General features: G+C 46.5%; 22 protein-coding genes and 2 tRNA genes. 22 read left to right on the top strand and 2 right to left on the bottom strand.

Going from position 1 to position 25,679, the window contains the following annotated elements:
* Nucleotides 1-4: 4 nt before the first annotated feature.
* Together secD and secF are read left to right on the top strand one after the other, a co-directional pair.
* Nucleotides 5-1,879 carry a protein translocase subunit SecD gene (secD, locus tag SHEWPOL2_RS15820; RefSeq protein WP_037415217.1) on the top strand — a complete coding sequence of 625 codons (1,875 nt, stop codon included), beginning with the start codon at nucleotides 5-7 and terminating at the stop codon, nucleotides 1,877-1,879.
* Nucleotides 1,880-1,881: 2 nt separating this feature from the next.
* A complete protein-coding gene (secF, locus tag SHEWPOL2_RS15815; protein ID WP_037429700.1) occupies nucleotides 1,882-2,766 on the top strand; it encodes a protein translocase subunit SecF in 885 nt (294 codons plus the stop codon).
* A 56-nt stretch (nucleotides 2,767-2,822) separates the two neighbouring features.
* On the opposite strand, the gene yhbY is transcribed toward secF, so the two are convergent.
* Complete coding sequence (yhbY, locus tag SHEWPOL2_RS15810; RefSeq protein ID WP_011071425.1) at nucleotides 2,823-3,122, bottom strand: ribosome assembly RNA-binding protein YhbY; 300 nt, start codon at nucleotides 3,120-3,122, stop codon at nucleotides 2,823-2,825.
* A 90-nt stretch (nucleotides 3,123-3,212) separates the two neighbouring features.
* On the opposite strand from yhbY, the gene rlmE reads away from it, so the two are divergent.
* The 14 genes from rlmE (at nucleotide 3,213) to rpsO (ending at nucleotide 16,511) form a co-directional block, all read left to right on the top strand.
* Complete coding sequence (gene rlmE / locus SHEWPOL2_RS15805) at nucleotides 3,213-3,842, top strand: 23S rRNA (uridine(2552)-2'-O)-methyltransferase RlmE (RefSeq protein WP_011625490.1); 630 nt, start codon at nucleotides 3,213-3,215, stop codon at nucleotides 3,840-3,842.
* A gap of 29 nt (nucleotides 3,843-3,871) precedes the next feature.
* On the top strand, nucleotides 3,872-5,845 hold the full coding sequence (gene ftsH, locus SHEWPOL2_RS15800) for an ATP-dependent zinc metalloprotease FtsH (protein ID WP_037429699.1): 1,974 nt from the start codon (nucleotides 3,872-3,874) through the stop codon (nucleotides 5,843-5,845).
* 158 nt (nucleotides 5,846-6,003) lie between these two features.
* On the top strand, nucleotides 6,004-6,837 hold the full coding sequence (gene folP, locus SHEWPOL2_RS15795; protein ID WP_037429697.1) for a dihydropteroate synthase: 834 nt from the start codon (nucleotides 6,004-6,006) through the stop codon (nucleotides 6,835-6,837).
* 74 nt (nucleotides 6,838-6,911) lie between these two features.
* Nucleotides 6,912-8,249, top strand: a complete 1,338-nt coding sequence (glmM, locus tag SHEWPOL2_RS15790; RefSeq protein WP_037429695.1) for a phosphoglucosamine mutase — start codon at nucleotides 6,912-6,914, stop codon at nucleotides 8,247-8,249.
* 193 nt (nucleotides 8,250-8,442) lie between these two features.
* On the top strand, nucleotides 8,443-9,225 hold the full coding sequence (tpiA, locus tag SHEWPOL2_RS15785; protein WP_011071430.1) for a triose-phosphate isomerase: 783 nt from the start codon (nucleotides 8,443-8,445) through the stop codon (nucleotides 9,223-9,225).
* A 1-nt stretch (nucleotide 9,226) separates the two neighbouring features.
* Nucleotides 9,227-9,559, top strand: a complete 333-nt coding sequence (secG, locus tag SHEWPOL2_RS15780) for a preprotein translocase subunit SecG (protein ID WP_011716140.1) — start codon at nucleotides 9,227-9,229, stop codon at nucleotides 9,557-9,559.
* A gap of 11 nt (nucleotides 9,560-9,570) precedes the next feature.
* Nucleotides 9,571-9,657: transfer RNA gene (locus tag SHEWPOL2_RS15775), tRNA-Leu, on the top strand.
* An 83-nt stretch (nucleotides 9,658-9,740) separates the two neighbouring features.
* Nucleotides 9,741-9,817, top strand: a tRNA-Met gene (locus SHEWPOL2_RS15770).
* Nucleotides 9,818-9,985: 168 nt separating this feature from the next.
* A complete protein-coding gene (gene rimP, locus SHEWPOL2_RS15765; protein WP_037415241.1) occupies nucleotides 9,986-10,441 on the top strand; it encodes a ribosome maturation factor RimP in 456 nt (151 codons plus the stop codon).
* 29 nt (nucleotides 10,442-10,470) lie between these two features.
* Nucleotides 10,471-11,970, top strand: a complete 1,500-nt coding sequence (gene nusA, locus SHEWPOL2_RS15760; RefSeq protein ID WP_037415246.1) for a transcription termination factor NusA — start codon at nucleotides 10,471-10,473, stop codon at nucleotides 11,968-11,970.
* A gap of 25 nt (nucleotides 11,971-11,995) precedes the next feature.
* Nucleotides 11,996-14,653, top strand: coding sequence for a translation initiation factor IF-2 (gene infB, locus SHEWPOL2_RS15755; protein WP_037415258.1), 2,658 nt, complete (start codon nucleotides 11,996-11,998; stop codon nucleotides 14,651-14,653).
* 66 nt (nucleotides 14,654-14,719) lie between these two features.
* Nucleotides 14,720-15,163 (top strand): 30S ribosome-binding factor RbfA, encoded by a 444-nt coding sequence (gene rbfA / locus SHEWPOL2_RS15750; protein ID WP_037429693.1) that lies wholly within the window; start codon nucleotides 14,720-14,722, stop codon nucleotides 15,161-15,163.
* On the top strand, nucleotides 15,163-16,116 hold the full coding sequence (gene truB, locus SHEWPOL2_RS15745) for a tRNA pseudouridine(55) synthase TruB (RefSeq protein WP_037429691.1): 954 nt from the start codon (nucleotides 15,163-15,165) through the stop codon (nucleotides 16,114-16,116). The genes rbfA and truB overlap by 1 nt, the downstream gene beginning before the upstream one ends.
* A 125-nt stretch (nucleotides 16,117-16,241) precedes the next feature.
* Nucleotides 16,242-16,511 carry a 30S ribosomal protein S15 gene (rpsO, locus tag SHEWPOL2_RS15740; RefSeq protein ID WP_037415266.1) on the top strand — a complete coding sequence of 90 codons (270 nt, stop codon included), beginning with the start codon at nucleotides 16,242-16,244 and terminating at the stop codon, nucleotides 16,509-16,511.
* Between the two features lie 84 nt (nucleotides 16,512-16,595).
* Here rpsO and SHEWPOL2_RS15735 read toward each other — a convergent pair whose 3' ends face one another.
* The gene (locus SHEWPOL2_RS15735; protein ID WP_037429690.1) at nucleotides 16,596-18,650 is read right to left on the bottom strand and encodes an EAL domain-containing protein; all 2,055 of its coding nucleotides are present in this window, start codon (nucleotides 18,648-18,650) and stop codon (nucleotides 16,596-16,598) included.
* Nucleotides 18,651-18,845: 195 nt separating this feature from the next.
* Between SHEWPOL2_RS15735 and pnp the strand changes: the two genes are divergently transcribed.
* The 6 genes from pnp to SHEWPOL2_RS15705 form a co-directional block, all read left to right on the top strand.
* The gene (gene pnp, locus SHEWPOL2_RS15730) at nucleotides 18,846-20,945 is read left to right on the top strand and encodes a polyribonucleotide nucleotidyltransferase (RefSeq protein WP_037429689.1); all 2,100 of its coding nucleotides are present in this window, start codon (nucleotides 18,846-18,848) and stop codon (nucleotides 20,943-20,945) included.
* Nucleotides 20,946-21,136: 191 nt separating this feature from the next.
* The gene (gene nlpI / locus SHEWPOL2_RS15725; RefSeq protein ID WP_037429687.1) at nucleotides 21,137-22,039 is read left to right on the top strand and encodes a lipoprotein NlpI; all 903 of its coding nucleotides are present in this window, start codon (nucleotides 21,137-21,139) and stop codon (nucleotides 22,037-22,039) included.
* A gap of 99 nt (nucleotides 22,040-22,138) precedes the next feature.
* On the top strand, nucleotides 22,139-23,719 hold the full coding sequence (prfC, locus tag SHEWPOL2_RS15720) for a peptide chain release factor 3 (RefSeq protein WP_037429685.1): 1,581 nt from the start codon (nucleotides 22,139-22,141) through the stop codon (nucleotides 23,717-23,719).
* 69 nt (nucleotides 23,720-23,788) lie between these two features.
* Nucleotides 23,789-23,971 carry a hypothetical protein gene (locus SHEWPOL2_RS23395; RefSeq protein ID WP_308219524.1) on the top strand — a complete coding sequence of 61 codons (183 nt, stop codon included), beginning with the start codon at nucleotides 23,789-23,791 and terminating at the stop codon, nucleotides 23,969-23,971.
* A 10-nt stretch (nucleotides 23,972-23,981) separates the two neighbouring features.
* Nucleotides 23,982-24,746 (top strand): TatD family hydrolase, encoded by a 765-nt coding sequence (locus SHEWPOL2_RS15710; RefSeq protein WP_037429704.1) that lies wholly within the window; start codon nucleotides 23,982-23,984, stop codon nucleotides 24,744-24,746.
* 176 nt (nucleotides 24,747-24,922) lie between these two features.
* On the top strand, nucleotides 24,923-25,679 hold a 757-nt coding region (locus SHEWPOL2_RS15705; RefSeq protein ID WP_037429702.1), incomplete at its 3' end, for a Na+ dependent nucleoside transporter N-terminal domain-containing protein.

Below are 25,679 nucleotides of genomic sequence, written 5' to 3'. Positions count from 1 at the left end.
ATCTATGGATAAAATTCAGAGTAAAAAGCTGCTAAATCATTATTCAGCTTGGAAATACGTTGTGCTAATTGTCACGATTATTGTGATGTTATTTAGCGCTTTACCGACTTGGTATGGTGAAGACGCCGCCGTGCAGGTGGGCGCTAAAGCAGGGCTTAACTTAACCCCTATTGAACTGCGGGATAAATTAAAAGCGCAGGGCGTTGAGGTGAAGCGTATCGAAGTTAAGCATGCCCAACATGGCAACGCCAATAGCTCAGAAGATGGGCAAACCCTTATTGTACTCAATGATGACAGCGAGCAAACCTTAGTGAAGACCTTAGTGTCATCCATGGTGAGTGAGCCGAAAGAACTCACGCTGGCATTGGTGAGTGCTGCGCCGAGTTGGCTGCAAAATATGGGGTTTGAACCGATTAAGCTCGGGCTCGATTTACGCGGCGGGGTGCAATTTTTGCTGGATGTGGATGTGCAACCTGTCTACCAAGCCCAAGCAGATGCCCTAGTCGAATCCTTAAGACAATTTTTACGCGAACAGCAAATCCGTGGCGCCAGTGTGCGTATTGACAACACGCGCGATGATGCCGGATTACAAATAGCGATTGCATTAACGGATGCTTCAGCATCAGACAATAACGCCCGTGCTGCCATACGTCAGTTTATCCAGCAAAGCTATCCAACATGGCAATTAACCAATGGGGATAATGGCTTAGTGGTAAAGCTTGCTCAAGATGAGCAAATTAAGTTACGTAATTTAACGGTGCAGCAAAACCTACAAATCATGCGTAGCCGTATTGAAGAGTTGGGGATCACTGAGGCTCTAGTGCAGCGTCAGGGTGAACACCGTATCCGCATCGAGCTGCCTGGTGTACAAGACCCAGCAGCCGCTAAAAACGTAATAGGCGCGACCGCAAGCCTCGCCTTTTTTGAGGTTAAAGAATCGGGTTCAGTGAACGCGCAGGTGCTGAAGGATAAATCTGGCAATCCCGTTTATGTGGCACGCACGCCCGTATTAGGTGGCGATCATATTGTCGATGCCCGTGCCAATATTGGTGAAATGGGCATGGCCGAAGTGAACATTCACCTCGACCGTATTGGCGGGCAGAAGATGTCGGAGTTTTCCCGCGCCAATATCGGTAAGCCGATGGCAACATCCTATAGCGAATATAGCCGGGATGAGCAGGGCAAAGCTAAGCAAACACAACAGATCATTAGCGTCGCGACCATTCAATCCCAACTAGGTGATCGTTTCCGTATCACTGGTGCAGGGACCTATCAAGAAGCGCAACAATTAGCGCTGCTGCTACGTGCAGGTTCAATGACGGCGCCTGTGACAATCGTTGAAGAACGCACTATTGGCCCAACACTTGGTGCTGAAAATATTGAAAACGGCTTTGCCGCACTCGGTTTAGGTATGGGGATTACGCTGCTATTTATGGCGCTCTGGTATCGCCGCCTCGGTTGGGTGGCAAACGTGGCACTGATTTCTAATATGGTGATCCTGTTTGGCCTACTAGCGCTTATTCCTGGTGCAGTACTGACCTTACCAGGTATTGCAGGTCTAGTATTGACTGTCGGCATGGCGGTCGATACTAACGTGCTGATATTCGAACGGATAAAAGATAAGTTAAAGGAAGGACGAAGCTTTGCCCTTGCCATCGATACTGGTTTTGATAGTGCATTTTCAACCATTTTCGACGCCAACTTCACTACGATGATCACCGCAGTTGTGCTCTATTCCATCGGTAATGGTCCGATCCAAGGTTTTGCCTTGACCTTAGGCTTAGGTCTTCTGACCAGTATGTTTACCGGTATTTTTGCTTCAAGAGCCTTGATTAACCTTGTTTATGGGCGTGATGCGCGCCGTCATGTGAGGGTATAAAAATGAAGAATATTAATCTGACTAAATGGCGCTATATTTCGAGCGCTATCTCGATCTTTTTAATGCTGGCCTCACTTACTATCATTGGCGTGAAGGGTTTTAATTGGGGCTTAGATTTTACTGGCGGGGTGGTAACCGAAGTACAACTTGATAAAAGAATCACCACTAGCGAATTGCAGCCATTACTGAACGCGGCTTATCAGCAAGAAGTGACAGTGATATCTGCGAGTGAGCCTGGGCGCTGGGTATTGCGTTATGCCGACACTGCACAAAGCAATGTGGATATTGCGCAAACCTTAGTGCCACTGGGCGAAGTGCAAGTGCTAAATACCAGTATTGTCGGCCCGCAGGTGGGTAAAGAGCTAGCAGAGCAGGGGGGGCTCGCGTTATTAGTCGCTATGTTAGCTATCTTAGGCTATTTGAGTTATCGCTTTGAATGGCGCCTCGCCTCTGGTGCGTTATTTGCGTTAGTACACGACGTCATTTTTGTACTCGCGTTTTTTGCGCTGACACAGATGGAATTTAATCTAACCGTGCTGGCGGCGGTGCTGGCTATCCTTGGCTACTCACTGAATGACTCAATCATTATTGCCGATCGTATTCGTGAATTATTGATTGCAAAACCCAAACTTGCGATTCAGGAGATTAACAACCAAGCGATTGTCGCGACATTTTCGCGCACTATGGTGACCTCGGGGACCACTCTGATGACGGTTGGAGCACTATGGATAATGGGCGGTGGGCCGCTAGAAGGATTCTCGATAGCCATGTTTATTGGCATTTTAACCGGCACGTTCTCCTCGATATCAGTCGGGACCTCCTTGCCAGAGTTTCTCGGCTTAGCCCCTGAGCACTATCAAGTTAAACCCATTAGCGATACACCATAGACGTTAAAACAAAACGGCCACTCATTTGAGTGGCTGTTTTGTTTAAGGCTGGAAAATTATTTCGCTCTTGGCAAAGCAATTTTCATTTCTGGTGATTGACGATAAATCACCAGAATATGACCAATAAGTTGCACTTTTGCAGATTGAGTTTCACGTACTATGGCATCAACGATGGCATTTTTTAGCTCTCTGTCGGCAGAGGCTACTTTCACTTTAATCAATTCATGATAAGCGAGTGCGCTTTCAATTTCAGCGAGTACACCTTCAGTCAATCCATTGGCACCAAGCAGCACCACTGGCTTTAAATTATGCGCCAGACCTTTTAAATGCTGTTTTTGTTTGGTTGTTAAGTTCATTTCTACCAACTTTTGCTGAGTTACTGTTGAAAAACCGCTATTCTACCCTTATATAGCCTTTGTGTAACTCTCAATTGTTGCGGATTTTAAATGTCAGGTAAAAAACGTACGGCCAGTTCCAATCGCTGGATGCTGGAACACTTTGATGATCATTATGTCAAACTAGCACAGAAACGGGGATTGCGTTCTCGCGCTGCGTTTAAGCTTGAAGAGCTTCAGCAAAAGGATCAATTGATCCGCCCAGGTATGACGGTTGTTGACTTAGGGGCCGCTCCAGGTGGTTGGTCACAGGTTGCTGTTAAGCTAGCTGGAGACAAAGGTAAAGTCATCGCCTGTGATATTTTACCTATGGATCCCATCGTCGGCGTGGATTTCTTGCAAGGGGACTTTCGTGAAGAGAAAGTGCTCGAAGCATTGCTAACTCGCGTCGGTGCGGATAAGGTTGACGTTGTATTGTCTGATATGGCGCCCAACATGAGTGGTTCAGATGGTGTCGATCAGCCGCGCGCCATGTATTTAGTCGAGTTGGCGTTAGATATGTGTCATCAAGTTTTGGCACCTAACGGCAGTTTTGCGGTCAAAGTCTTTCAGGGGGAGGGGTTTGACGAATATATGAAGGCGGTTAAAGAGGCATTCAAAGTCGTAAAAACACGTAAACCGGACTCGTCGCGGGCACGCTCCCGTGAGGTCTATCTTGTGGCGACAGGGTACAAGTTGTAGTACCCTAGCGTTAATCATCGCAAGACTTTATGAGGTCTAGTAATTTGAGTGACATGGCAAAAAATCTAATACTCTGGGTTGTCATCGCCGTTGTGCTGATGTCAGTGTTTCAGGGTTACTCCCCCTCTTCTTCGTCATCGCAGAAGATGGATTATTCTACTTTCCTAGACAATGTTCGTGATGGACAAGTCGCCAGCGTTGAAGTGAAAAGTGACCAACGTACTATCGAAGGTTCTAAGCGCACGGGCGAAAAATTCACGACCATCATGCCACTGTATGACCAAGATTTAATTAATGATCTTGACCGTAAAGGCATCACTATGAAAGGGCAAGAAGCCGAAGAGTCTGGGTTCCTAACTCAAATCTTCATCTCTTGGTTCCCTATGTTATTGCTTATCGGAGTATGGATTTTCTTCATGCGCCAGATGCAGGGCGGCGGTGGCAAAGGCGCTATGTCCTTTGGCAAGAGCAAAGCCAAGCTGATGAGCGAAGATCAAATCAAGACCACTTTTGCTGACGTTGCTGGCTGTGATGAAGCCAAAGAAGAAGTGAAAGAGCTGGTCGATTATCTGCGTGATCCAACCAAATTCCAAAAACTGGGTGGCCGTATTCCAACGGGCGTGCTCATGGTTGGCCCACCAGGTACAGGTAAAACCTTGCTTGCTAAAGCGATTGCTGGCGAGTCAAAGGTGCCTTTCTTTACCATTTCGGGTTCTGACTTCGTGGAAATGTTCGTCGGTGTTGGTGCATCTCGTGTGCGTGATATGTTCGAACAAGCGAAGAAATCAGCTCCTTGTATTATCTTCATCGACGAAATCGATGCCGTAGGTCGCCAACGTGGCGCAGGCTTAGGTGGTGGTCACGATGAGCGTGAGCAAACCCTTAACCAGATGCTGGTTGAGATGGATGGCTTCGAAGGTAACGAAGGGATTATCGTGATTGCGGCGACCAACCGCCCTGACGTATTGGACTCTGCGCTGCTGCGTCCAGGTCGTTTCGACCGTCAAGTGGTTGTTGGCTTGCCAGATGTTCGCGGTCGTGAGCAAATTCTTAAAGTGCATATGCGCAAAGTGCCACTTTCTGAAGATGTTAAAGCGAGCGTGATTGCCCGTGGTACGCCAGGTTTCTCCGGTGCCGATTTAGCCAACTTAGTTAACGAAGCTGCACTGTTTGCGGCGCGCGGTAATCGCCGTGTGGTCGGTATGGAAGAATTCGAGCGTGCAAAAGACAAGATCATGATGGGTGCTGAGCGCCGCTCTATGGTGATGTCGGAAGCCGAAAAAGAAATGACGGCATACCACGAAGCGGGCCACGCGATTGTGGGCTGTTTAGTGCCAGAGCATGACCCTGTGCACAAGGTCACCATTATTCCACGTGGTCGTGCACTCGGCGTGACCTTCTTCTTACCTGAGGCCGATGCGATTAGCCAAAGCCGTCGTAAGTTAGAAAGCCAGATTTCGGTTGCCTACGGTGGTCGTTTAGCCGAAGAGCTGATCTACGGTAGCGAAAAAGTGTCTACAGGTGCCTCGCAAGACATTAAATACGCGACATCGATTGCCCGTAATATGGTGACCCAATGGGGCTTCTCCGACAAGCTTGGTCCATTACTCTATGCCGAGGAAGAAGGTGAAGTATTCTTAGGGCGTAGCATGGGTAAAGCCAAGGCGATGTCCGATGAGACTGCGACGCTTATCGATGCTGAAGTGAAGGCCTTTATCGACAAAAACTACGGCCGTGCCAAGCAAATTCTGCTGGATAACATCGATATTCTGCATTCGATGAAAGACGCGCTGATGAAGTATGAAACCATTGATTCACTGCAAATTGACGATTTGATGAACCGTCGTGAAGTGCGTCAGCCTGCTGATTGGCAAGCAGATGACAATGGTTCAAATGACAAAGGCAATGGCAAAGGTGAACCTGCGGTTAAAGTCGACGAAGTGGTTAAGTCAGCGCCTGTTGAGTCAGAGCTGAAAGATGCCGATGAGTCACCCGCTAAATAACGTTTGTTAATTGAAAGAGAACCCCGTTAAGGGGTTTTCTTGTTTTATCTTGCTAGAAAATTGACTGCGCTGTCATTCAATATAAATCAGTTACATGAGTGAACTGCGCAGAATACGGATGAAACGCGCTAGCAAGCTGTCCCAAATGGAGTCAATGCGTGTTTGAATTAATTGCTGGAACCAAACGCTTATCCTTAGCTTCGCCCGTAGTCATGGGCATTCTGAATGTTACTCCCGATTCCTTTTCCGACGGTGGAAAGTTTTCTTCTTTTGAACTGGCGTGCCAGCATGCCGATGAAATGGTTGCTCAAGGAGCGCTCATCATCGATATCGGTGGCGAGTCGACAAGGCCTGGGGCGGCCGATGTGAGTGTTGAGGATGAACTCGCACGGGTGATCCCTCTGGTAGAATATGTCGCGAAACACCATGATGTGTGGATTTCGGTTGATACCAGTAAACCAGAAGTGATGCGACAGGCGGTAAATGCTGGCGCGCACTTAATCAACGATGTTCGGGCGTTATTGGAGCCTGGGGCACTAGAGACTGCGGCGCAGTTGAATGTGCCCATTTGTTTGATGCACATGCAGGGCGCGCCGCGTACTATGCAATCGGCGCCCGAATATCACGACGTTGTTGCCGATGTCTTTAAATTCCTCAATGAGCGTATTCAAGCCTGTTTGGAGGCTGGGATCCCGCGGGAACGGTTGTTAATCGACCCAGGTTTTGGCTTTGGTAAAACCTTAGAACATAACTATGAACTGCTAGCAAAGTTAGAGTGTTTTGCGCAGTTCGAACTGCCGATATTGATAGGTTTATCCCGTAAGAGCATGATAGGAAACCTCCTTGCTAGGCCGACCTCTGAGCGTTTAGCTGGGAGCCTTGCTGGCGCCATGATAGCAGCCCAGAAAGGGGCACATATTATTCGTGTCCATGATGTCCCTGAAACTGTCGATATGCTGAAAGTGTTACAAGCGACACAGGCATATCTATAGAGGCTATTTTTGTTAAGTATTTCATTAATATTATGATCCCAATCGAAGGGACACATTGAAGTTTGTGGGGCGATATGAGCGAACGTAAATTTTTTGGAACCGATGGTATTCGTGGCAAGGTAGGTTCAGGCCAGATGACACCCGAGCTGGCATTGAAGTTGGGTTGGGCTGCTGGACGGGTGTTATCCCGTAGCGGCACTAAGAAAGTGATTATTGGTAAAGATACCCGTATCTCGGGGTATATGTTTGAATCAGCTTTAGAGGCGGGCCTTTCGGCAGCGGGTTTGAATGTGATGCTGATGGGGCCCATGCCAACGCCAGCGGTAGCTTATTTGACTCGTACTTTTCGCGCCGAAGCAGGTGTGGTAATTAGTGCTTCCCACAACCCTTACTATGATAACGGCATTAAGTTTTTCTCAACTGATGGCAGTAAGCTTGATGATAATCTTGAGCTTGAAATCGAAGCCGAATTAGAAAAGCCCTTAGAGTGTGTTGAATCACATCTGTTGGGCAAAGTGTCACGAATTGAAGATGCACGCGGCCGTTACATCGAATACTGCAAAGGTAATTTCCCTGCAGATCACACATTAACAGGGTTAAAAATTGTCGTCGATTGTGCCCATGGTGCAACTTATCACATCGCACCAGCGGTATTTCGCGAGTTAGGCGCCGAAGTGATTGCCATTGGTGATAAACCAAACGGAGTCAATATCAATGACAAAGTTGGCGCAACGTCCATGGCAAAGATTTGTGAAACTGTTTTGGCCGAAAGTGCCGATTTAGGGATTGCGCTCGATGGCGATGGTGACCGAATTATGATGGTCAATAGCAAAGGTGAGGTGATCGATGGCGATCAAATTCTTTATATCCTTGCCTGTGATGCCAAGGCTCGTGGTGTGTTACGCGGAGGTGTGGTTGGGACGTTAATGTCTAACCTTGGCCTCGATTTAGCACTTCAGGCGTTGGATATTCCCTTTGCTCGCTCTAAAGTGGGCGACCGTTATGTGATGGAGTTACTCAAAGAACTCGATTGGCGTATCGGCGGTGAAAACTCGGGGCATATTCTTAATCTCGACCATGGCACGACCGGTGATGGTATTGTTGCTGGTATTTTGGTGCTGGCGGCCATGCGTCGTCAAAATGCAACCTTAGAGCAGTTAACTGCGGCAATGGAAATGTTGCCACAGGTGTTGGTGAATGTGCGTTTTGAAGGCGAACATGATCCATTAAGCTCTGATAAAGTTAAAGCTGCTCAAGCTCAGGTTGAATCACAACTGGGCGCTCGAGGTCGCGTATTGCTACGCAAATCAGGTACTGAACCGTTAATTCGCGTGATGGTTGAAGGTGATGATCACAATGCTGTGTTAGCGCACGCTAATTTGATTGCAGATGCGGTAAAATCGGCGAGCTAATCAAACCAATCTTTAGTCGAGTGCAGCTGATACCGATTAAAAATGAAGGTGTTAGCTGCATTAATGAGCAGGAATAGGGTTTGGCGTGTAAAAAGTAAGCATTCCAACCTAATATCTGAAAAATTTCGAATTTAGCTATTGTAACTTAATAAGTGGTTCGCTATTATTCACGCCGCTTTCAGAGGAGACAGTGATGGCACTCAGACGTCCTATGGTAGCTGGCAATTGGAAAATGAACGGCAGTGCGGCGTTAGCCCAAGAGTTGTTCAAGAAGTTTGCCTCAAAGCTCCAAAATGATTCAGCTGAAGTGGTTTTATGCCCGCCTTCTATCTATCTAGAAAGCGTCAGGCAACTGCTAGAAGCAAACAAGGAAGCGTTAGACGGTTCACTTGTTAGGATGGGCGCTCAAAATTTAAGTCAACATGACTTTGGCGCTTATACCGGAGAAGTTTCGGGTCAGATGCTTAAAGATTGCGGATGCCGATATGTAATTATCGGGCATTCAGAACGTCGCCGTATGTACGGAGAGACGAGTAATATCGTAGCGGAGAAATTTGCCGCTGCACAAAAGCACGGTTTAACCCCCATCTTATGTGTAGGTGAATCGGGTCCAGCACGTGAAGCAAGACGTACCTTCGAGGTGATTGCAGAAGAGTTGGATATAGTGATCCAAAAAAATGGCACTATGGCTTTTGATAACGCCATTATCGCCTACGAGCCATTATGGGCTGTAGGGACTGGTAAGAGTGCGACACCAGAGCAGGCACAAGAAGTACATGCGTTTATACGCAAGCGTCTCTCTGAAGTGTCTCCGTTTATCGGAGAAAATATCAGGATTTTGTACGGTGGCAGTGTGACACCGAGTAATGCAGCAGATTTATTTGCCCAACCTGATGTTGATGGTGGACTGATTGGCGGTGCCAGTTTAAACTCTACCGAGTTTTTAAGTCTGTGTACCATAGCGATGAGCGCATAATATGTATGAAGTTTTAGTGGTTGTTTACTTGTTGGTTGCATTAGGTTTAATTGGCCTAATCTTAATCCAGCAAGGTAAAGGAGCTGATATGGGGGCCTCTTTTGGCGCCGGTGCATCAGGTACCTTATTCGGTTCAAGCGGTTCAGGTAACTTCCTGACACGCACAACGGCGATTCTTGCCATTGCGTTTTTCACGTTAAGTCTGCTGATTGGCAACTTAAGTGCAAACCACGCAAAAAATGAAGATGCATGGAAAAATTTAGGTGCTGATGAACAGGTTACCCAGCCAGTTGATCAAGCAACCGAAAAGTCAGAAACCAAAATTCCTGACTAGTAAAAGGTGTCGCCGAGGTGGTGAAATTGGTAGACGCGCAGCCTTGAGGTGGCTGTGTCCTAACGGACGTGCGGGTTCAAGTCCCGCTCTCGGCACCATAATTAAACTAAGTAAGTCCAAACAAGAACTGACTTAGTTATTGCAAGCAAAGACGATAGTCAATATACTTGCACACAGTTGACGCGGGGTGGAGCAGCTTGGTAGCTCGTCGGGCTCATAACCCGAAGGTCGTCGGTTCAAATCCGGCCCCCGCAACCAGCTCCTAGTAATGAATGTTGTTTAATTCATTATGGTTTACAGGTTCTTGAAGCTAATAACCTCGTCATTACGGGGTTTTTTGTTGTCTGGGACTTTTAAATTTGTCGTATTGTTTACGGCGTTTTACTAGGGCTATTAAGCCCTTTTTTGTTTTTTCGGGGGTCAAATTTGGCAACATTAGAATCCAGACTGGCAGACATGCTCAAAGTGCCTGTGGAAGCACTCGGCTTCCAACTTTGGGGCATTGAATATGTTCAAGCGGGTAACCATTCAGTCCTGCGCGTGTTCATTGATGGTGAGAATGGCATCAATATCGAAGATTGTGCCAACGTAAGTCGCCAAGTCAGTGCTGTGCTCGATGTTGAAGACCCTATTTCTACTGAATATACCTTAGAGGTTTCTTCGCCTGGTGTAGATAGACCGCTGTTCACTGCTGAGCAATATGCGTCCTATATCGGCGAGGATGTCAAGCTTCAACTGACTATGCCTGTCGCGGGCAGTCGTAATTTAAAAGGCGCCATTACTCAGGTTGACGGTCAAATGCTGTCGGTGAAAGTAAATGGTAAAGAGCTGGTTGTCGCCTTGGATAATATCCGTAAAGGCAACATCATCGCAAAGTTTTGATGGTTTCAAGGTGAACGAGGCAAGACAAAATGAATAAAGAGATTCTGCTAGTCGCTGAAGCGGTTTCAAATGAAAAGGCCGTTCCACGCGAGAAGATTTTTGAAGCGCTGGAGACTGCTCTGGCTACCGCTACCAAGAAAAAATACGAAGGTGATATCGACGTTCGTGTTGCTATTGACCGTAAAACTGGCGCTTATGAAACTTTCCGCCGTTGGATGGTGATCGATGACAACGGTGTTGCGTTAGAAAATCCATACCGTGAGATTACCCTGGAAGCAGCACGTTTCGAAGATCCAGAGATTCAACCAGGTGAATTTATTGAAGACCAAATTGAATCAGTGGCGTTCGATCGCATTACTACCCAAACCGCTAAGCAAGTGATCGTACAAAAAGTACGTGAAGCTGAGCGTGCGCAAGTGGTTGAGCAGTTCCAAGATAAAGAAGGTGAGCTGATCACTGGTGTCGTTAAGAAAGCAACCCGCGAAAGTGTAGTTGTGGACTTAGGCAACAATGCTGATGGCGTATTATTCCGTGAAGACTTGATTTCACGCGAATCTTTCCGTCCTGGTGACCGTGTTCGTGCACTGCTTTACTCTGTTCGTCCTGAAGCGCGCGGTGCGCAGTTATTCTTAACTCGCACTAAGCCAGACATGCTGATTGAGCTGTTCCGTGTTGAAGTGCCGGAAATTGCCGATGAACTGATCGAAGTAATGGGCGCGGCGCGTGACCCTGGTGCTCGCGCTAAGATCGCAGTGAAATCGAACGATCGTCGTATCGACCCAATTGGTGCTTGCGTTGGTATGCGTGGGGCACGTGTGCAAGCGGTATCGAATGAACTCGGTGGTGAGCGTGTCGATATCGTATTGTGGGATGACAACCCAGCGCAATATGTGATCAACGCCATGGCGCCAGCTGATGTGGCTTCTATCATCGTTGATGAAGACAACCACTCAATGGATATCGCTGTTGAAGCGGAAAGTTTAGCTCAGGCCATTGGTCGCAATGGTCAAAACGTGCGTTTAGCGACTCAGTTAACAGGCTGGGAACTGAACGTGATGACAGTGGAAGACATGAACAAGAAACACCAAGCCGAAAGCGCTAAGGTGAAGAGCTTATTCATGAAATCTCTGGATGTAGATGAAGATTTTGCACAAGTACTGGCTGATGAAGGTTTTACTTCGCTCGAAGAAGTGGCTTATGTACCTGTGTCAGAATTATTGGCAATTGATGGCTTTGATGAGGATCTCGTCGAAGCATTACGTGAACGTGCTAAGGCTGCGATCTCAACTCGAGCGCTCGCATCCGAAGAAGCACTAGATGGTGTGGAGCCAAGTGAAGAGTTATTAGCACTTGAAGGTGTTGAAAGACACTTAGCCTATGTTTTAGCGAGCAAAGGTATCGTGACTCTAGAAGACTTGGCTGAACAAGGCATTGATGATTTGATCGAAATTGAAGAATTGACAGAAGAAAAAGCAGGTGAGCTGATCATGGCTGCCCGCAACATCTGTTGGTTTGGCGAAGAAGCATAAGTCGATCAACAGGGGGATTTAACTGATGGCAGATACTACCGTAGAGAAATTGGCCACGGAAGTGGGTAAAAGTGTTGAACGTCTGATTGAGCAATTCTCTCAGGCCGGAATTAAGAAAGGCCACACTGATAATGTGTCTGAAGCTGAGAAGCAGCAGTTACTGGATTATCTGAAGAAGCAACATGGCGCCGATAATGCGCCGACTAAAATGACGCTGCAACGTAAAACCGTATCGACCCTGAGTGTGGCCGGTAATGGTGGTCAATCTAAAGACGTTAAAGTTGAAGTGCGTAAAACCCGTACTTTTGTTAAACGTGATGTGAGTGACGCAGTGCTTAAAGCGGAAGAAGAGGCTAAAGCCAAAGCAGAAGCCGAAGCGAAGGCCAAAGCAGAAGCTGAAGCGAAAGCGAAGGCAGAAGCCGAAGCTAAGGCTAAAGTGGAAGCAGAGGCGAAAGCGAAGGCAGAAGCTGAAGCGAAAGCAAAAGCGAAAGCGGCAGCGGAAGTGAAAGTAGCCAAAGATATGTCACCAGAAGCTGAAGCAGCTCGTTTGGAAGCTGAACGTTTAAAAGCAGTACAAGAAGCTGCGACTAAACGTAAACAAGACGAAGAAGCCGCCAAAGCGGCAGAAAAAGCGCGTCTGTTAGCAGAAGAAAACTCTAAGCGTTGGGCCGAAGAAGAGCGTCAACGTTTAGAAGCTGAGCGCTATAGCGATCACCATATCACTACCTCTAAAGTGGCTCGCGCTGCTGAAGATTCGTCTGATATGGATGAAGAAAAACGTGGCCGCCGTGCGCGTAACAAAAATACCGCCAAAACCAAACGTGGTGGTAAAGATGCTCGCGATGGTCGCGAAAAACACATGCGTAACCGCAGCACAGCGCCAGAATCAATGGCTCATGGCTTCAATAAGCCAGTTGCAGCCGTTAACCGTGATGTGCGTATCGGTGAAACAGTTACAGTGGCAGAACTTGCTCACTTAATGGCAGTTAAAGCGACTGAAATCATCAAGCAAATGATGAAGATGGGCTCAATGGTTACGATCAACCAAGTGTTAGATCAAGAAACCGCCCAGTTAGTTGCTGAGGAAATGGGCCACAAAGTGGTACTTATTCGTGAAAACGAATTAGAACAACAAGTACTTTCTGAGCGTGACGAAGAAGGCGGCGTGAAGCTTGAGCCTCGTGCGCCTGTTGTAACCATTATGGGTCACGTTGACCACGGTAAAACATCGCTCCTTGACTATATCCGCCGCGCGAAAGTGGCAGCGGGTGAGGCCGGTGGTATTACTCAGCATATTGGTGCATACCATGTTGAGACCGAAAACGGCATGATCACTTTCTTAGATACCCCTGGTCACGCTGCGTTTACCGCAATGCGTGCTCGTGGTGCTAAGGCGACGGATATCGTTGTACTCGTTGTGGCTGCCGATGACGGTGTTATGCCGCAAACCATTGAAGCGATTCAACATGCTAAAGCGGGTAACGTGCCATTAATTGTTGCAGTTAACAAGATGGACAAGCCAGAAGCCGATATCGACCGCGTGAAGAGCGAATTGTCTCAGCACGGCGTGATGTCTGAAGAATGGGGCGGAGACAACATGTTTGCCTTCGTATCTGCTAAGACGGGTGAAGGCGTTGATGATTTGCTTGAGGGTATCTTACTCCAAGCTGAAGTGCTTGAACTCAAAGCTGTTCGTGATGGTATGGCTGCTGGTGTGGTTATTGAGTCTCAACTGGATAAAGGTCGCGGCCCTGTAGCAACGATTCTGGTTCAAGAAGGTACACTGCGCCAAGGTGACATCGTTCTATGTGGTTTAGAGTACGGTAAAATCCGTGCGATGAAAGACGAGAACGGCCGTTCAATCACTGAAGCTGGCCCATCAATCCCTGTTGAGATTTTAGGTCTGTCAGGTGTGCCATCAGCCGGTGATGAAGCAACCGTTGTGCGTGACGAGCGTAAAGCCCGTGAAGTCGCGCTGTACCGTCAAGGCAAGTTCCGTGATGTGAAATTAGCTCGTCAGCAGAAGTCTAAGCTGGAAAACATGTTCGCGAACATGACCGAAGGCGAAGTGAAAGAACTGAACATCGTTCTGAAGGCAGACGTTCAAGGTTCACTCGAAGCGATTACCGACTCCTTAATGGGTCTGTCTACCGACGAAGTGAAAGTAAACATCATCGCTCGAGGTGTAGGTGCTCTGACCGAAACCGACGCGACTTTAGCTGCGGCTTCTAACGCGATTATGGTTGGCTTTAACGTGCGTGCCGATGCGCAAGCGCGTAAGACTATCGAAAACGAAAGTGTTGACTTACGTTACTACAGCGTTATCTATAATCTGATTGATGAAGTGAAAGCGGCGATGACAGGTATGCTGTCACCTGAATTCAAACAACAGATTATCGGTCTGGCTGAAGTTCGTGACGTGTTCAAATCACCAAAACTGGGCGCAATCGCTGGTTGTATGGTGACTGAAGGCACCATCAAGCGTAGCGCACCAATTCGCGTTCTGCGTGATAACGTGGTGATCTTCGAAGGTGAACTCGAATCATTACGTCGCTTTAAAGATGACGTTAACGAAGTTAGAAATGGCATGGAATGTGGTATCGGTGTTAAGAACTACAACGATGTCCGCGTGGGTGACCAAATCGAAGTATTCGAAACCGTCGAAGTGGCACGTACACTGTAACGATAAAGAGGGCGGCATTAGCTGCCCTTTCAATTTAATGACATTAGCTATTATGGTAACTCTATTATGGCAAAAGAATTCAGTCGTACACGTCGTATAGGCCAGCAGTTACAGCAAGAGCTGGCTGTTGTCCTACAACGCGACATGAAAGATCCCCGTATTGGTTTTGTGACCGTCAATGACGTTGATGTTTCTCGCGATTTAAGTTACGCCAAAGTCTTTGTCACCTTCTTTGAAGAAGACAAAGAAGTTGTGCAAGAAAAGCTGAACGCGCTGATTGCTGCCGCTCCTTATATTCGCACCTTAGTGGCAGGCCGCATGAAATTGCGCGTGATGCCAGAAATTCGCTTTGTTTACGACAGCTCATTGGTTGAAGGCATGCGTATGTCTAATCTCGTCAGCCAAGTCATCAACAGCGATAAAGCCAAACAACAACAGTTTGGTAGTGCTGAAGATGGTGTTGTTGATAATGACATTGACGAGAGCGATGACACCGAAGGTAAAGCGTAATGGCAAGACGTTCAAAGGGCCGCTTTATTGACGGTATTGTATTGTTGGACAAGGCCACTGGCATGAGCTCCAACTTTGCATTACAGCGAGTAAAGCGCTTTTTTAATGCCAACAAAGCGGGGCATACGGGGGCGCTCGATCCACTGGCGACGGGCATGCTGCCAATCTGTTTAGGTGAAGCGACTAAGTTTTCCCAGCATTTGCTCGATTCGGATAAGCGTTATCTGGTCACGGCAAAACTAGGGCAACGTACCGATACCAGCGACTCAGACGGCGAAGTCGTACAAACACGCCCGCTCGAGTTTACAGAGGCGCAGTTAATGTCTGCCTTAGCGCATTTCCGTGGCGATACTTTGCAAGTGCCATCCATGTATTCAGCGCTCAAATATCAAGGCCAACCCTTGTATAAGTATGCCCGAGAGGGGATTGAAGTGCCGCGTGAGGCGCGTCCAATCACTGTCTTTGAACTGAACTTCATCGGTCTAGAAGGCGATGAGCTAACCTTAGACATTCATTGCTCTAAGGGCACTTATATTCGCACTATTATTGACGATTTAGGCGAAATGCTCGGTTGTGGCGCCCATGTGATCATGCTGCGCCGTACTCAAGTTGCACATTATCCCTACGATAAAATGGTCACTCTTGAGCAGCTAGAAGCCTTAGTCGCTAAAGCACAGGAACAACAACTTGATCCAAGCAGTTTGTTGGATTCGTTACTGTTACCTATGGATACGGCGGTTGCCGATTTTCCTGAGGTCAATGTCCCTGATGCGAGTGCAGCTTACTTAATGCAAGGTCAAGCGGTGCGAGTCGCGAACTTAGAAGCAAATAAGCTGGTACGGATTACCTTAGGGACTGCACGTCGTTTTGTTGGTATCGGTGAGATGAATGATGATGGCTTACTGGCCCCGAAGCGTTTAGTCGTTATTCACGACGAACCTAAAGCATCTTAATGGATTTGCTCGGATATTATTCCACCGCTTTTATTGCGCATGCCAAAGATTATGGGTAGAATAGCGCGCCCTCTGGCTGAGTTAGTGATCGGCTAGGGATTCACATTTTATATTTGGAGAGACACATGTCACTAAGTACTGAAGCGAAAGCAAAAATCCTGGCTGAATTTGGCCGTGGCGCAAACGACACTGGTTCAACTGAAGTTCAAGTTGCGCTGTTAACTGCTCAAATCAACCATTTGCAAGATCACTTCAAAGAGCACATTCACGATCACCACTCACGTCGTGGTCTGTTACGTATGGTTAGCGCTCGTCGTAAGTTATTAGCTTACCTGAAGCGTACCGAAGCTACACGTTACAATGAGCTGATCCAAAAGTTAGGTTTACGTCGTTAATCTCTCGTCGATTAACGTAAAAAGGAGGCTTAGCCTCCTTTTTATTGCCTAAAATTCAGTATGTTGAACTATATCCTCAGTACATTAGGCACCACGTAATCCATCAATATTACTAATGGTTGCAGTTTGACTGGCAATATATAGCGTCTCAAACTCAGCCTGTGGTAAAGGTTGGCTAAAGTAAAAGCCTTGACCTATCTGGCACTCATTACTCTTAAGCCAATCGAGTTGCAGCTCGTTCTCAATCCCTTCAGCCACAATAGTTAGGTTTAATTGCTTACCTAACATCAAGATTGTTGATGCAATTGCACTATCCTTGGGAAGATCGGAAACAAAGCAGCGGTCAATTTTCATAGTGGTGATTGGCAGATGGCGTAAGTAAGAGAGGGAGGAATAACCAGTACCAAAATCATCTACCGCGATACCAAATCCTGCCGATTTAAGTTGCTCTAATTTGTTGATAGCAAGTTCTATATCATTCATTAATGAGGTTTCAGTAATCTCTATTTCTAATAACTCGGGTTGAATTTGGTATCGTAGCGCCATTTGTTTGATATCAGAGACTAAGCTTGCGTCGGCAAATTGTTGTGAGGCGACGTTAATTGCGATAGGAATGGCATAGTTATATTTCTTCTGCCACTCCCGGAGTACTCGGCAACTCTGCTCTATCACCCAACGACCGATAGGGATAATAATGCCGGTTTCTTCTGCCACCGGAATAAAGGACATGGGACTAATTAAGCGGCCATCTTTTTGCCAACGAATTAAGGCTTCACATCCGGTAATTTTACCTGTTTGCAGATCAAGCTTAGGCTGGAAGTAGAGCAGAAATTCATTATTTTTCAGTGCATCATGTAGTGATGCTTCTGTCCGAAGTCTAACCGCAGCTCGTTCTGTCATTTGCTGTTTGAAGAAAGCCCATTGATTAGAACCTGCCGCTTTTGCACTGTACATCGCAATATCAGCATGGCGGATAAGATCTTCGGCGCTATTTCCATCCTCAGGATAGATAGATATTCCGATAGAAGCCGCAGGGTGAATCGCGTGTTCATTTAATTGGATGGGGACATTAAGTTGCACTAAGAGTTTATCGACAAAGTCAGCAGCTTGGTCTGGAGAGTGAACTGAGTCGGCTAAAATAACGAATTCATCACCGCCTAGGCGAGATACAGTGCCTTTATCACCCACTACACGTTCGAGGATGCGCGCGATACGGGCGAGGAATTGATCGCCAAGGGCGTGTCCTAGGGAGTCATTAATATTTTTAAAGCGATCTAGGTCGATAAACATCAGGGCAAAGCTACGTTTGTGTACTCTAGAGCGTTGGATTGTGACGGCAATTGTTTCGAGCAGTAAAGTACGATTAGGCAATCCGGTGAGTGGATCTCGTGTTGCCATTTTTCGAAGTTTTGACTGGGTTTGACTAAATTGAATTAAGATCTGATTAAATTTCGACGTTACCAGTCCCAATTCATCATCCTTATGTGCATTGGACATGGGGAGCAGGTTTTCGTCGGGCGAATCGGGTGCGATTTTATCGATTGCTTCACTTATCCGGGCTATCGGCTGGGTTAAGAAGCGGTGGAAGACGACAGATAATACCAAGGTGAGCAAAAGTGCACGGGCTAAGGTTGCAAAAAAACTAAACCTGAGTTGGCTAAAGAGGGTATTAGTCAGTTCCTGTGTGTCATAGAAAATAGTCAATGTGCCAATAAGTTGTTGTTTTTGTGTGCCTTCGAAATAGAAGGGACGATACAGTGGGCGTGAAATTTCTTTAAGATCATCAAACAGTTTATTGCTGAGGCTTATAAAAGTTTGTGAGCTGGTTTTCTGATTATTACTCACTGACACAAACATGGAGCCATCATCGAGTTCGATGACTGCTGAGCCGACATGCTCAACTTTTATTGCACCTTCTAAGGTTTGTCTAGCGAGATTATCATCTAGTGCCCAAACGGCGTTAGCTGAAGGTTGTTCTACCGAATCGAGCAATTCCTGTTGAGTGGTAGTGAGTTGTTGTTTGGTGGATACCACCACAAGGGCAATTTCAACAATAAAAATAGCGATAGCAAAAAATAACGCAGTAAAAACGACGAGGTTAGTCTGTTTCCAAGTTAGGGATTTAAAACGACCCGTCATTCAGATCTTCCTTTTAATTGTTATTTTTCACCAGAGGGGATTGCCTATATCACTGTAGAGCATAACTCTTTGTTGATTTAACCACTTTAGTGAAAAGATAGCAGTTTGTCATCATTATCTGCTCTTTATCTATGGTTCATAATTGCAGTATACTTACGCGCGTAATTCAAGGTCATTAATTAAGGAATGGGTCACGTGAATCCAATTGTAAAGAGTTTTGAGTATGGTCAACATACAGTCACCCTGGAAACAGGCGTTATAGCGCGTCAAGCTGATGCAGCCGTGTTAGCGAGTATGGGTGACACGACAGTGTTAGTCACTGTTGTAGGTAAAAAAGAAGCCGATGCAGGCCGTGACTTCTTTCCTCTGACTGTTAACTATCAAGAAAAGAGCTACGCAGCGGGTAAAATTCCTGGTGGTTTCTTTAAGCGTGAAGGCCGTCCTTCAGAAGATGAGACATTAATCGCTCGCCTGATCGACCGTCCAATTCGTCCTCTTTTCCCCAATGGTTTCACCAACGAAGTTCAAGTTATCATCACTGTGGTATCTGTCGATCCACAAATCGAGCCGGATATTATTTCGATGATCGGTACTTCGGCGGCGCTTGCCATTTCGGGTATTCCATTCAGCGGTCCATTAGGTGCGGCGCGTGTGGGTTACATCAATGGCGAATACGTACTGAACCCAACAGTGACTCAGTTAGAAAGCAGCCAACTAAACTTGGTTGTTGCAGGTACTGAGAGCGCGGTATTGATGGTTGAGTCAGAAGCTCAAGCCTTACCAGAAGAAGTGATGTTAGGCTCAGTGGTTTATGGTCACGACCAACAACAAGTGGTTATCAAAGCGATTGCTGAATTCAAAGCAGAAGCCGGTAAACCAGCTTGGAATTGGACTGCTCCAGTGCAAGATGAAACGCTGGTTGCTCAAATCAAAGCGCTTGCTGAAGCGGGTTTAGGCGATGCGTATAAAATCCAAGTAAAGCAAGATCGTTATGCTCAAGTTGCTGTAGTTAAAGCTGCAACGAAAGAAGCGTTATTAGCAAGCAATCCTAATATTGATTTACGTGAAGTTGATGGTCTGCTCGGTAGCTTAGAGAAGAAAGTAGTTCGTGGTCGCATCATCCGTGGTGAGCCGCGTATCGATGGTCGTGAGCCAGATATGATTCGCGCATTAAGCGTATTGGCAGGCGTATTACCACGTACCCACGGTAGTGCACTGTTTACCCGTGGCGAAACCCAAGCGCTGGTGACTTGTACTTTAGGTACTGAGCGTGACGCACAGAAGATTGATAGCATTATGGGCGAGCGCACTAGCCGCTTCATGCTGCACTACAACTTCCCTCCTTATTCTGTTGGTGAGACAGGTATGGTGGGTTCACCTAAGCGTCGTGAAATCGGCCACGGCAAGTTAGCATGGCGCGGTATCAACGCAGTAATGCCATCTGCTGAAGAGTTCCCATACAGTGTGCGTGTGGTTTCTGAAATCACTGAATCTAACGGTTCAAGCTCTATGGCATCAGTCTGTGGTACGTCTCTTGCGCTGATGGATGCGGGTGTACCTATCAAGACTTCTGTAGCGGGTATCGCTATGGGTCTAGTGAAAGAAGGCGATGACTTTGTGGTTCTGTCTGACATCTTAGGTGATGAAGACCACTTAGGTGACATGGACTTCAAAGTAGCCGGTACCCGTGACGGTGTGACTGCACTGCAGATGGATATCAAGATCGAAGGTATTACCAAAGAAATCATGGAAATTGCACTGCAACAAGCCTATGGCGCACGTGTACATATCCTAAACGTGATGGATCAAGCGATTGGTTCGCACCGTGATGATATCTCTGACCATGCTCCACGTATCACAACTATCAAGATCAACCCAGAGAAGATCCGTGATGTTATCGGTAAAGGCGGCGCGGTAATTCGTGCACTGACCGAAGAAACTGGCACGACTATCGAGCTTGAAGATGACGGTACAGTAAGAATTGCTTCTTCTAATGGCGAAGCCACCAAAGAAGCTATTCGTCGTATCGAAGAAATCACTTCAGAAGTTGAAGTGGGTCGTATCTACAACGGTAAAGTTATCCGTATCGTTGACTTCGGTGCCTTCGTTAACATTCTGCCAGGTAAAGATGGTTTAGTGCACATTTCGCAAATCAGCGATGAGCGTGTTGCTAATGTCTCAGACCACCTTGAACTGAACCAAGAAGTCACCGTTAAAGTGATGGAAGTGGATCGTCAAGGCCGTGTAAGACTGTCAATCAAAGAAGCACAGACTAAAGAGTCTGCTGCTGAATAATGGTCTAAACAGACATTATCGGTGTCAGTTTCGACGTGACGTGACTAAAAGGAGATCAATTGATCTCCTTTTTGTTTGTTTGGGTTTAATAAAGTTGTGTTTAATGCTATTCCTCAATAGCAGTCCAGTTGTGGGATTGCTATCATGAACATTCTTCTGCGTGAGTTGGGAATCTAAAAAGGTAGAAATGGATGAGTCTTAAAATTAGAACCGCTGTTGTTGCTGTGCTGGCGGGTGCCAGCTTGATGTTGGCTGGATGTGCGACCACTCAATCCCCCTTAGACAACCAAAATGACGTTGAAGGTAAATTGGTTATCGCCCCGGTGATGACTGATTATAAAGTCGAGGTGACCCTTGCTAAGCTCAATGAGATTTTATCAGCTGTTGAATTGACCAACGAGCAGCGCGCTCGTTTCCATTACGATCGTGGGGTAATTTACGACAGTGTGGGCTTGCGTTTAATGGCGCGCATCGATTTTATGCAAGCGCTAAAATTGCAACCAGACTTAGCCGATGCCTATAATTTCCTTGGTATTTATTATACCCAAGAGGGGGAATACGATAGTGCCTATGAGGCGTTTGATGGTGTATTAGAGTTATCGCCAAACTATGATTATGCCTACTTGAATCGTGGTATCGCGCTTTATTATGGTGACCGTAACGATCTTGCCTTAAAAGATATGCAATCCTTCTATGCTGCCGATAATAAAGATGGTTACCGAGCATTATGGTTGTATTTGATCCAATCAAAGGATAATGCCGTTGAGGCTAAACGCCAGCTACAGGAACACCGTAAGGGGCTTGAAGCGGATGCATGGTCAACCGTGATTGTTGATTATTATCTGGGCGTTAAGAGTCGTGAACAGGTATTTGCCGATGCCAAGTTAGGCCTCACTCATCCTAAAGAATATGCTGAACGTTTATGTGAAGCTTATTTCTATCTTGCCAAAATGGCTATTGCCAATAAGCAATATCAAGAGGCTGCAAATTATTTCCGTCTCGCCCTTGCGACTAATATTTATGACTTTGTTGAGCACAGATATGCGCGAATTGAGCTGGCAAAGGTCAAAGGGTTGCTCGAAGGCACAAAATAAGTCTTATCGCCCGAGGCTCATCTTGGGCTTTGCCTAGCCAAGCTCGCACTGAGGCGCTATAATTTGCGCCTTTTTTAGCGATACGAGTGCATAGGTTAAATGTCAGACAATAAAGTAGAGGTCGATAAACGTCGCACCTTCGCGATTATATCGCACCCCGACGCGGGTAAAACCACCATTACCGAAAAAGTGCTGTTATTCGGAAACGCGCTGCAGAAAGCGGGTACCGTTAAGGGTAAAAAGTCGGGTCAGCACGCTAAGTCTGACTGGATGGAAATGGAAAAAGACCGTGGTATTTCGATTACAACGTCTGTCATGCAGTTTCCCTATGGTGGTGCGCTCGTTAACCTACTCGACACCCCTGGCCACGAAGACTTCTCGGAAGATACTTACCGCACCTTAACGGCGGTCGACTCTTGCTTGATGGTTATCGACTCCGCAAAGGGTGTTGAAGATCGTACCATCAAATTGATGGAAGTGACCCGTCTGCGCGATACACCCATCGTGACCTTTATGAACAAACTCGACCGTGATATTCGCGATCCTATCGAACTGATGGATGAGGTCGAGAACGTACTTAATATCGCCTGTGCGCCTATTACTTGGCCTATTGGCAGCGGTAAAGAATTTAAGGGTATTTACCATATTCTGCGCGATGAAGTGGTGCTATACCAAAGCGGTTTGGGACACACAATTCAAGAGCGCCGTGTGATTGAAGGTATCGATAACCCTGATCTGGATAAAGCGATTGGTAGCTATGCCGCTGATCTGCGTGATGAAATGGAACTGGTTCGCGGAGCATCAAACGAGTTTGATCATCAAGCCTTCTTAAAGGGTGAGCTTACGCCAGTGTTCTTCGGTACCGCATTAGGTAACTTCGGTGTTGATCATATCCTCGATGGTATTGTGGAGTGGGCGCCTAAACCGCTACCTCGTGAAAGCGATGTGCGGATGATCATGCCTGACGAAGAAAAATTCACCGGTTTTGTGTTTAAAATTCAAGCAAACATGGATCCTAAACACCGTGACCGTGTTGCCTTTATGCGTGTTTGCTCTGGTCGCTATGAGCAAGGCATGAAGATGCACCATGTGCGCATCGGCAAAGATGTTAACGTCAGCGATGCGTTGACCTTTATGGCGGGCGACCGTGAGCGCGCTGAAGTGGCGTATCCTGGTGATATTATTGGTTTACATAACCACGGAACCATTCGTATCGGCGATACGTTCACTCAAGGTGAAAAGTTCCGCTTTACCGGTGTACCTAACTTTGCGCCTGAAATGTTCCGCCGTATTCGTCTGCGCGATCCACTCAAGCAAAAGCAATTACTTAAGGGCTTAGTTCAGCTATCTGAAGAAGGGGCTGTGCAGGTGTTTCGTCCCTTAGATACCAATGACTTGATCGTGGGAGCCGTGGGTGTACTCCAGTTTGAAGTGGTTGTTGGCCGCTTAAAGAGCGAGTACAACGTTGAGGCAATTTACGAAGGTATTAGTGTTTCAACTGCGCGCTGGGTTTATTGTAAAGATGAGCGTAAGCTAGAAGAGTTCCGCCGCAAGTGTAGCCAAAACTTGGCGCTCGACGGTGGTGATAACTTAACTTACATTGCGCCAACTATGGTTAACTTAAATCTTTCAATGGAAAGATACCCTGATATCGAGTTCGCTAAAACGCGCGAACACTAACAGGTAAGTGACTCTAGGGTAAAAGGCGGTGATTCACCGCCTTTTTTGTATCTAAAATTTGTGGGGTGATTGATGATAAGTTGGATAACTCGGGCGTGGCAGGCTTATATCCGTTGGTGTGACAAGATGGGGCTGACGCCAGAGAATCGTCGTTGTTGCATGCCAAGATTAGAAGATCCGCCATTAATTCGAACTAAAGCTGATTGTCGAATAAAAGCGCAATCATCGAATGGAGATACAAAAACGGAGTGACAGATTGATGATGCTAGATACCCACGCGCACCTCGATTTTGTCGAGTTTGATAGTGACCGCGATCAAGTCATACAGCGTATGCATCATGCGGGCATCGATAATCTGATTATTCCAGGAGTCTCACCACAACACTGGACTAAACAATTGGCAATTGCTGAGCAATACCAGTGTTATTTTGCCTTAGGGATCCACCCTTGGTTTTGTCCGGAAGATGTTGATAAAGCCATCACAGAATTAACATTACAGGTTGCTCAGTTACGAGAATGTCCCCGTTTTGTTGCCATTGGTGAGTGTGGGTTAGACAAACTTTATGCTGACAATTGGAGCAACCAGTTAGCATTTTTTGACGCTCAGTTGGCGCTTGCTTATGAGCAGAATTTGCCCGTTATCGTCCATGCGGTAAAGGCACATCAAGAGGTGCTATTCCATTTAAAGCGCCATAAACTCCCAAAAGCGGGCGTAATACACGCCTTTTCTGGTAGTCCTGATATTGCACTCGAATACACTAAGCTAGGTTTTAAACTAGGCATTGGTGGTTTAGTGATGAATCCGAATGCGAAAAAACTGCTCAAAACTGTCAGTCAATTACCCTTAGAAAGTTTCCTGCTTGAGACTGATTCTCCAGCCATGACTCCGCTAAATGTTACAGAAAAACGCAATCAACCCGCTAATGCTGTACTTTTTATAGACAAAATTGCAACTTTGCAAAAAAAATCTAGTGTTCTAATATCAGAACACTTGGTGTCGAATGCAATGCAACTGTTTGACCTTTAGTTGTTTTTGGTTAAACAGGTGTATGTCGCAATAGCATTTTGCTCTAAGCGATTGAAATTAAACTCCAAAATTTTGATCAAAACGACGATTTTCGACTTTCTCTCGGGTATAATCTGACTCGGAAATAGGTTGATTAACAACATAATTAAAAAGTGTTAACAATAGGGTGATGGTTAATGAATATATTGATGAGCTTAGTAGGGGTGGTCGTCCTACTTGCGATAGGTTTCCTCCTATCGAATAACAAAAAAGCAATTAACTTGCGTACTGTGGGTGGGGCATTAGCCATCCAAGCCGCCTTCGGTGGTTTTGTACTGTACGTTCCTGTCGGTAAAGATATCCTGAAAGGTGTATCTGACGCCGTATCTAGCGTTATCGGTTATGCACAAAACGGTATCGGTTTCCTGTTCGGTGATTTAGCTAACTTCAAACTCGGCTTTATCTTCGCGGTAAACGTGTTGCCAGTTATTGTGTTCTTCTCTTCTTTAATCGCCGTTCTGTACTACTTAGGCATCATGCAGTGGATCATCCGTATCATCGGTGGTGGTCTGCAAAAAGCATTAGGCACAAGCCGTACTGAATCTATGTCTGCGACTGCTAACATCTTCGTTGGTCAAACTGAAGCACCGTTAGTTGTTCGTCCATTCATTCCTACTATGACTCAATCAGAACTGTTTGCGATCATGGTGGGTGGTTTAGCTTCTATCGCAGGTTCAGTATTGGCTGGTTACGCGCAAATGGGCGTGCCTATTGAGTACTTAGTTGCTGCGTCATTCATGGCGGCACCAGGTGGTCTATTAATGGCTAAACTGATGCATCCAGAAACTGAAGTTGCTAAAAACGACATGGATGAATTACCAGAAGATCCTGATAAGCCAGCTAACGTATTAGACGCTGCTGCTGCGGGTGCTTCATCTGGTATGCATTTAGCGC

The organism is Shewanella sp. POL2 (assembly GCF_000282755.1).
Taxonomy (GTDB): domain Bacteria; phylum Pseudomonadota; class Gammaproteobacteria; order Enterobacterales; family Shewanellaceae; genus Shewanella; species Shewanella xiamenensis.
Note: the sequence above shows the minus strand (reverse complement) of the source record. Positions and strands in the feature narration are given on the sequence as shown.

Bases quoted from the DNA above. Each gene is read 5' to 3' on its own strand.
- ftsH (WP_037429699.1), top strand. From the start codon at position 3,872: ATGAGGTCTAGTAATTTGAGTGACATGGCAAAAAATCTAATACTCTGG.
- secD (WP_037415217.1), top strand. From the start codon at position 5: ATGGATAAAATTCAGAGTAAAAAGCTGCTAAATCATTATTCAGCTTGG.
- prfC (WP_037429685.1), top strand. From the start codon at position 22,139: ATGTCAGACAATAAAGTAGAGGTCGATAAACGTCGCACCTTCGCGATT.
- rlmE (WP_011625490.1), top strand. From the start codon at position 3,213: ATGTCAGGTAAAAAACGTACGGCCAGTTCCAATCGCTGGATGCTGGAA.
- SHEWPOL2_RS15735 (WP_037429690.1), bottom strand. From the start codon at position 18,650: ATGACGGGTCGTTTTAAATCCCTAACTTGGAAACAGACTAACCTCGTC.
- rbfA (WP_037429693.1), top strand. From the start codon at position 14,720: ATGGCAAAAGAATTCAGTCGTACACGTCGTATAGGCCAGCAGTTACAG.
- secF (WP_037429700.1), top strand. From the start codon at position 1,882: ATGAAGAATATTAATCTGACTAAATGGCGCTATATTTCGAGCGCTATC.
- glmM (WP_037429695.1), top strand. From the start codon at position 6,912: ATGAGCGAACGTAAATTTTTTGGAACCGATGGTATTCGTGGCAAGGTA.
- secG (WP_011716140.1), top strand. From the start codon at position 9,227: ATGTATGAAGTTTTAGTGGTTGTTTACTTGTTGGTTGCATTAGGTTTA.
- tpiA (WP_011071430.1), top strand. From the start codon at position 8,443: ATGGCACTCAGACGTCCTATGGTAGCTGGCAATTGGAAAATGAACGGC.
- nusA (WP_037415246.1), top strand. From the start codon at position 10,471: ATGAATAAAGAGATTCTGCTAGTCGCTGAAGCGGTTTCAAATGAAAAG.
- yhbY (WP_011071425.1), bottom strand. From the start codon at position 3,122: ATGAACTTAACAACCAAACAAAAACAGCATTTAAAAGGTCTGGCGCAT.
- rpsO (WP_037415266.1), top strand. From the start codon at position 16,242: ATGTCACTAAGTACTGAAGCGAAAGCAAAAATCCTGGCTGAATTTGGC.
- nlpI (WP_037429687.1), top strand. From the start codon at position 21,137: ATGAGTCTTAAAATTAGAACCGCTGTTGTTGCTGTGCTGGCGGGTGCC.
- SHEWPOL2_RS15710 (WP_037429704.1), top strand. From the start codon at position 23,982: ATGCTAGATACCCACGCGCACCTCGATTTTGTCGAGTTTGATAGTGAC.
- infB (WP_037415258.1), top strand. From the start codon at position 11,996: ATGGCAGATACTACCGTAGAGAAATTGGCCACGGAAGTGGGTAAAAGT.
- truB (WP_037429691.1), top strand. From the start codon at position 15,163: ATGGCAAGACGTTCAAAGGGCCGCTTTATTGACGGTATTGTATTGTTG.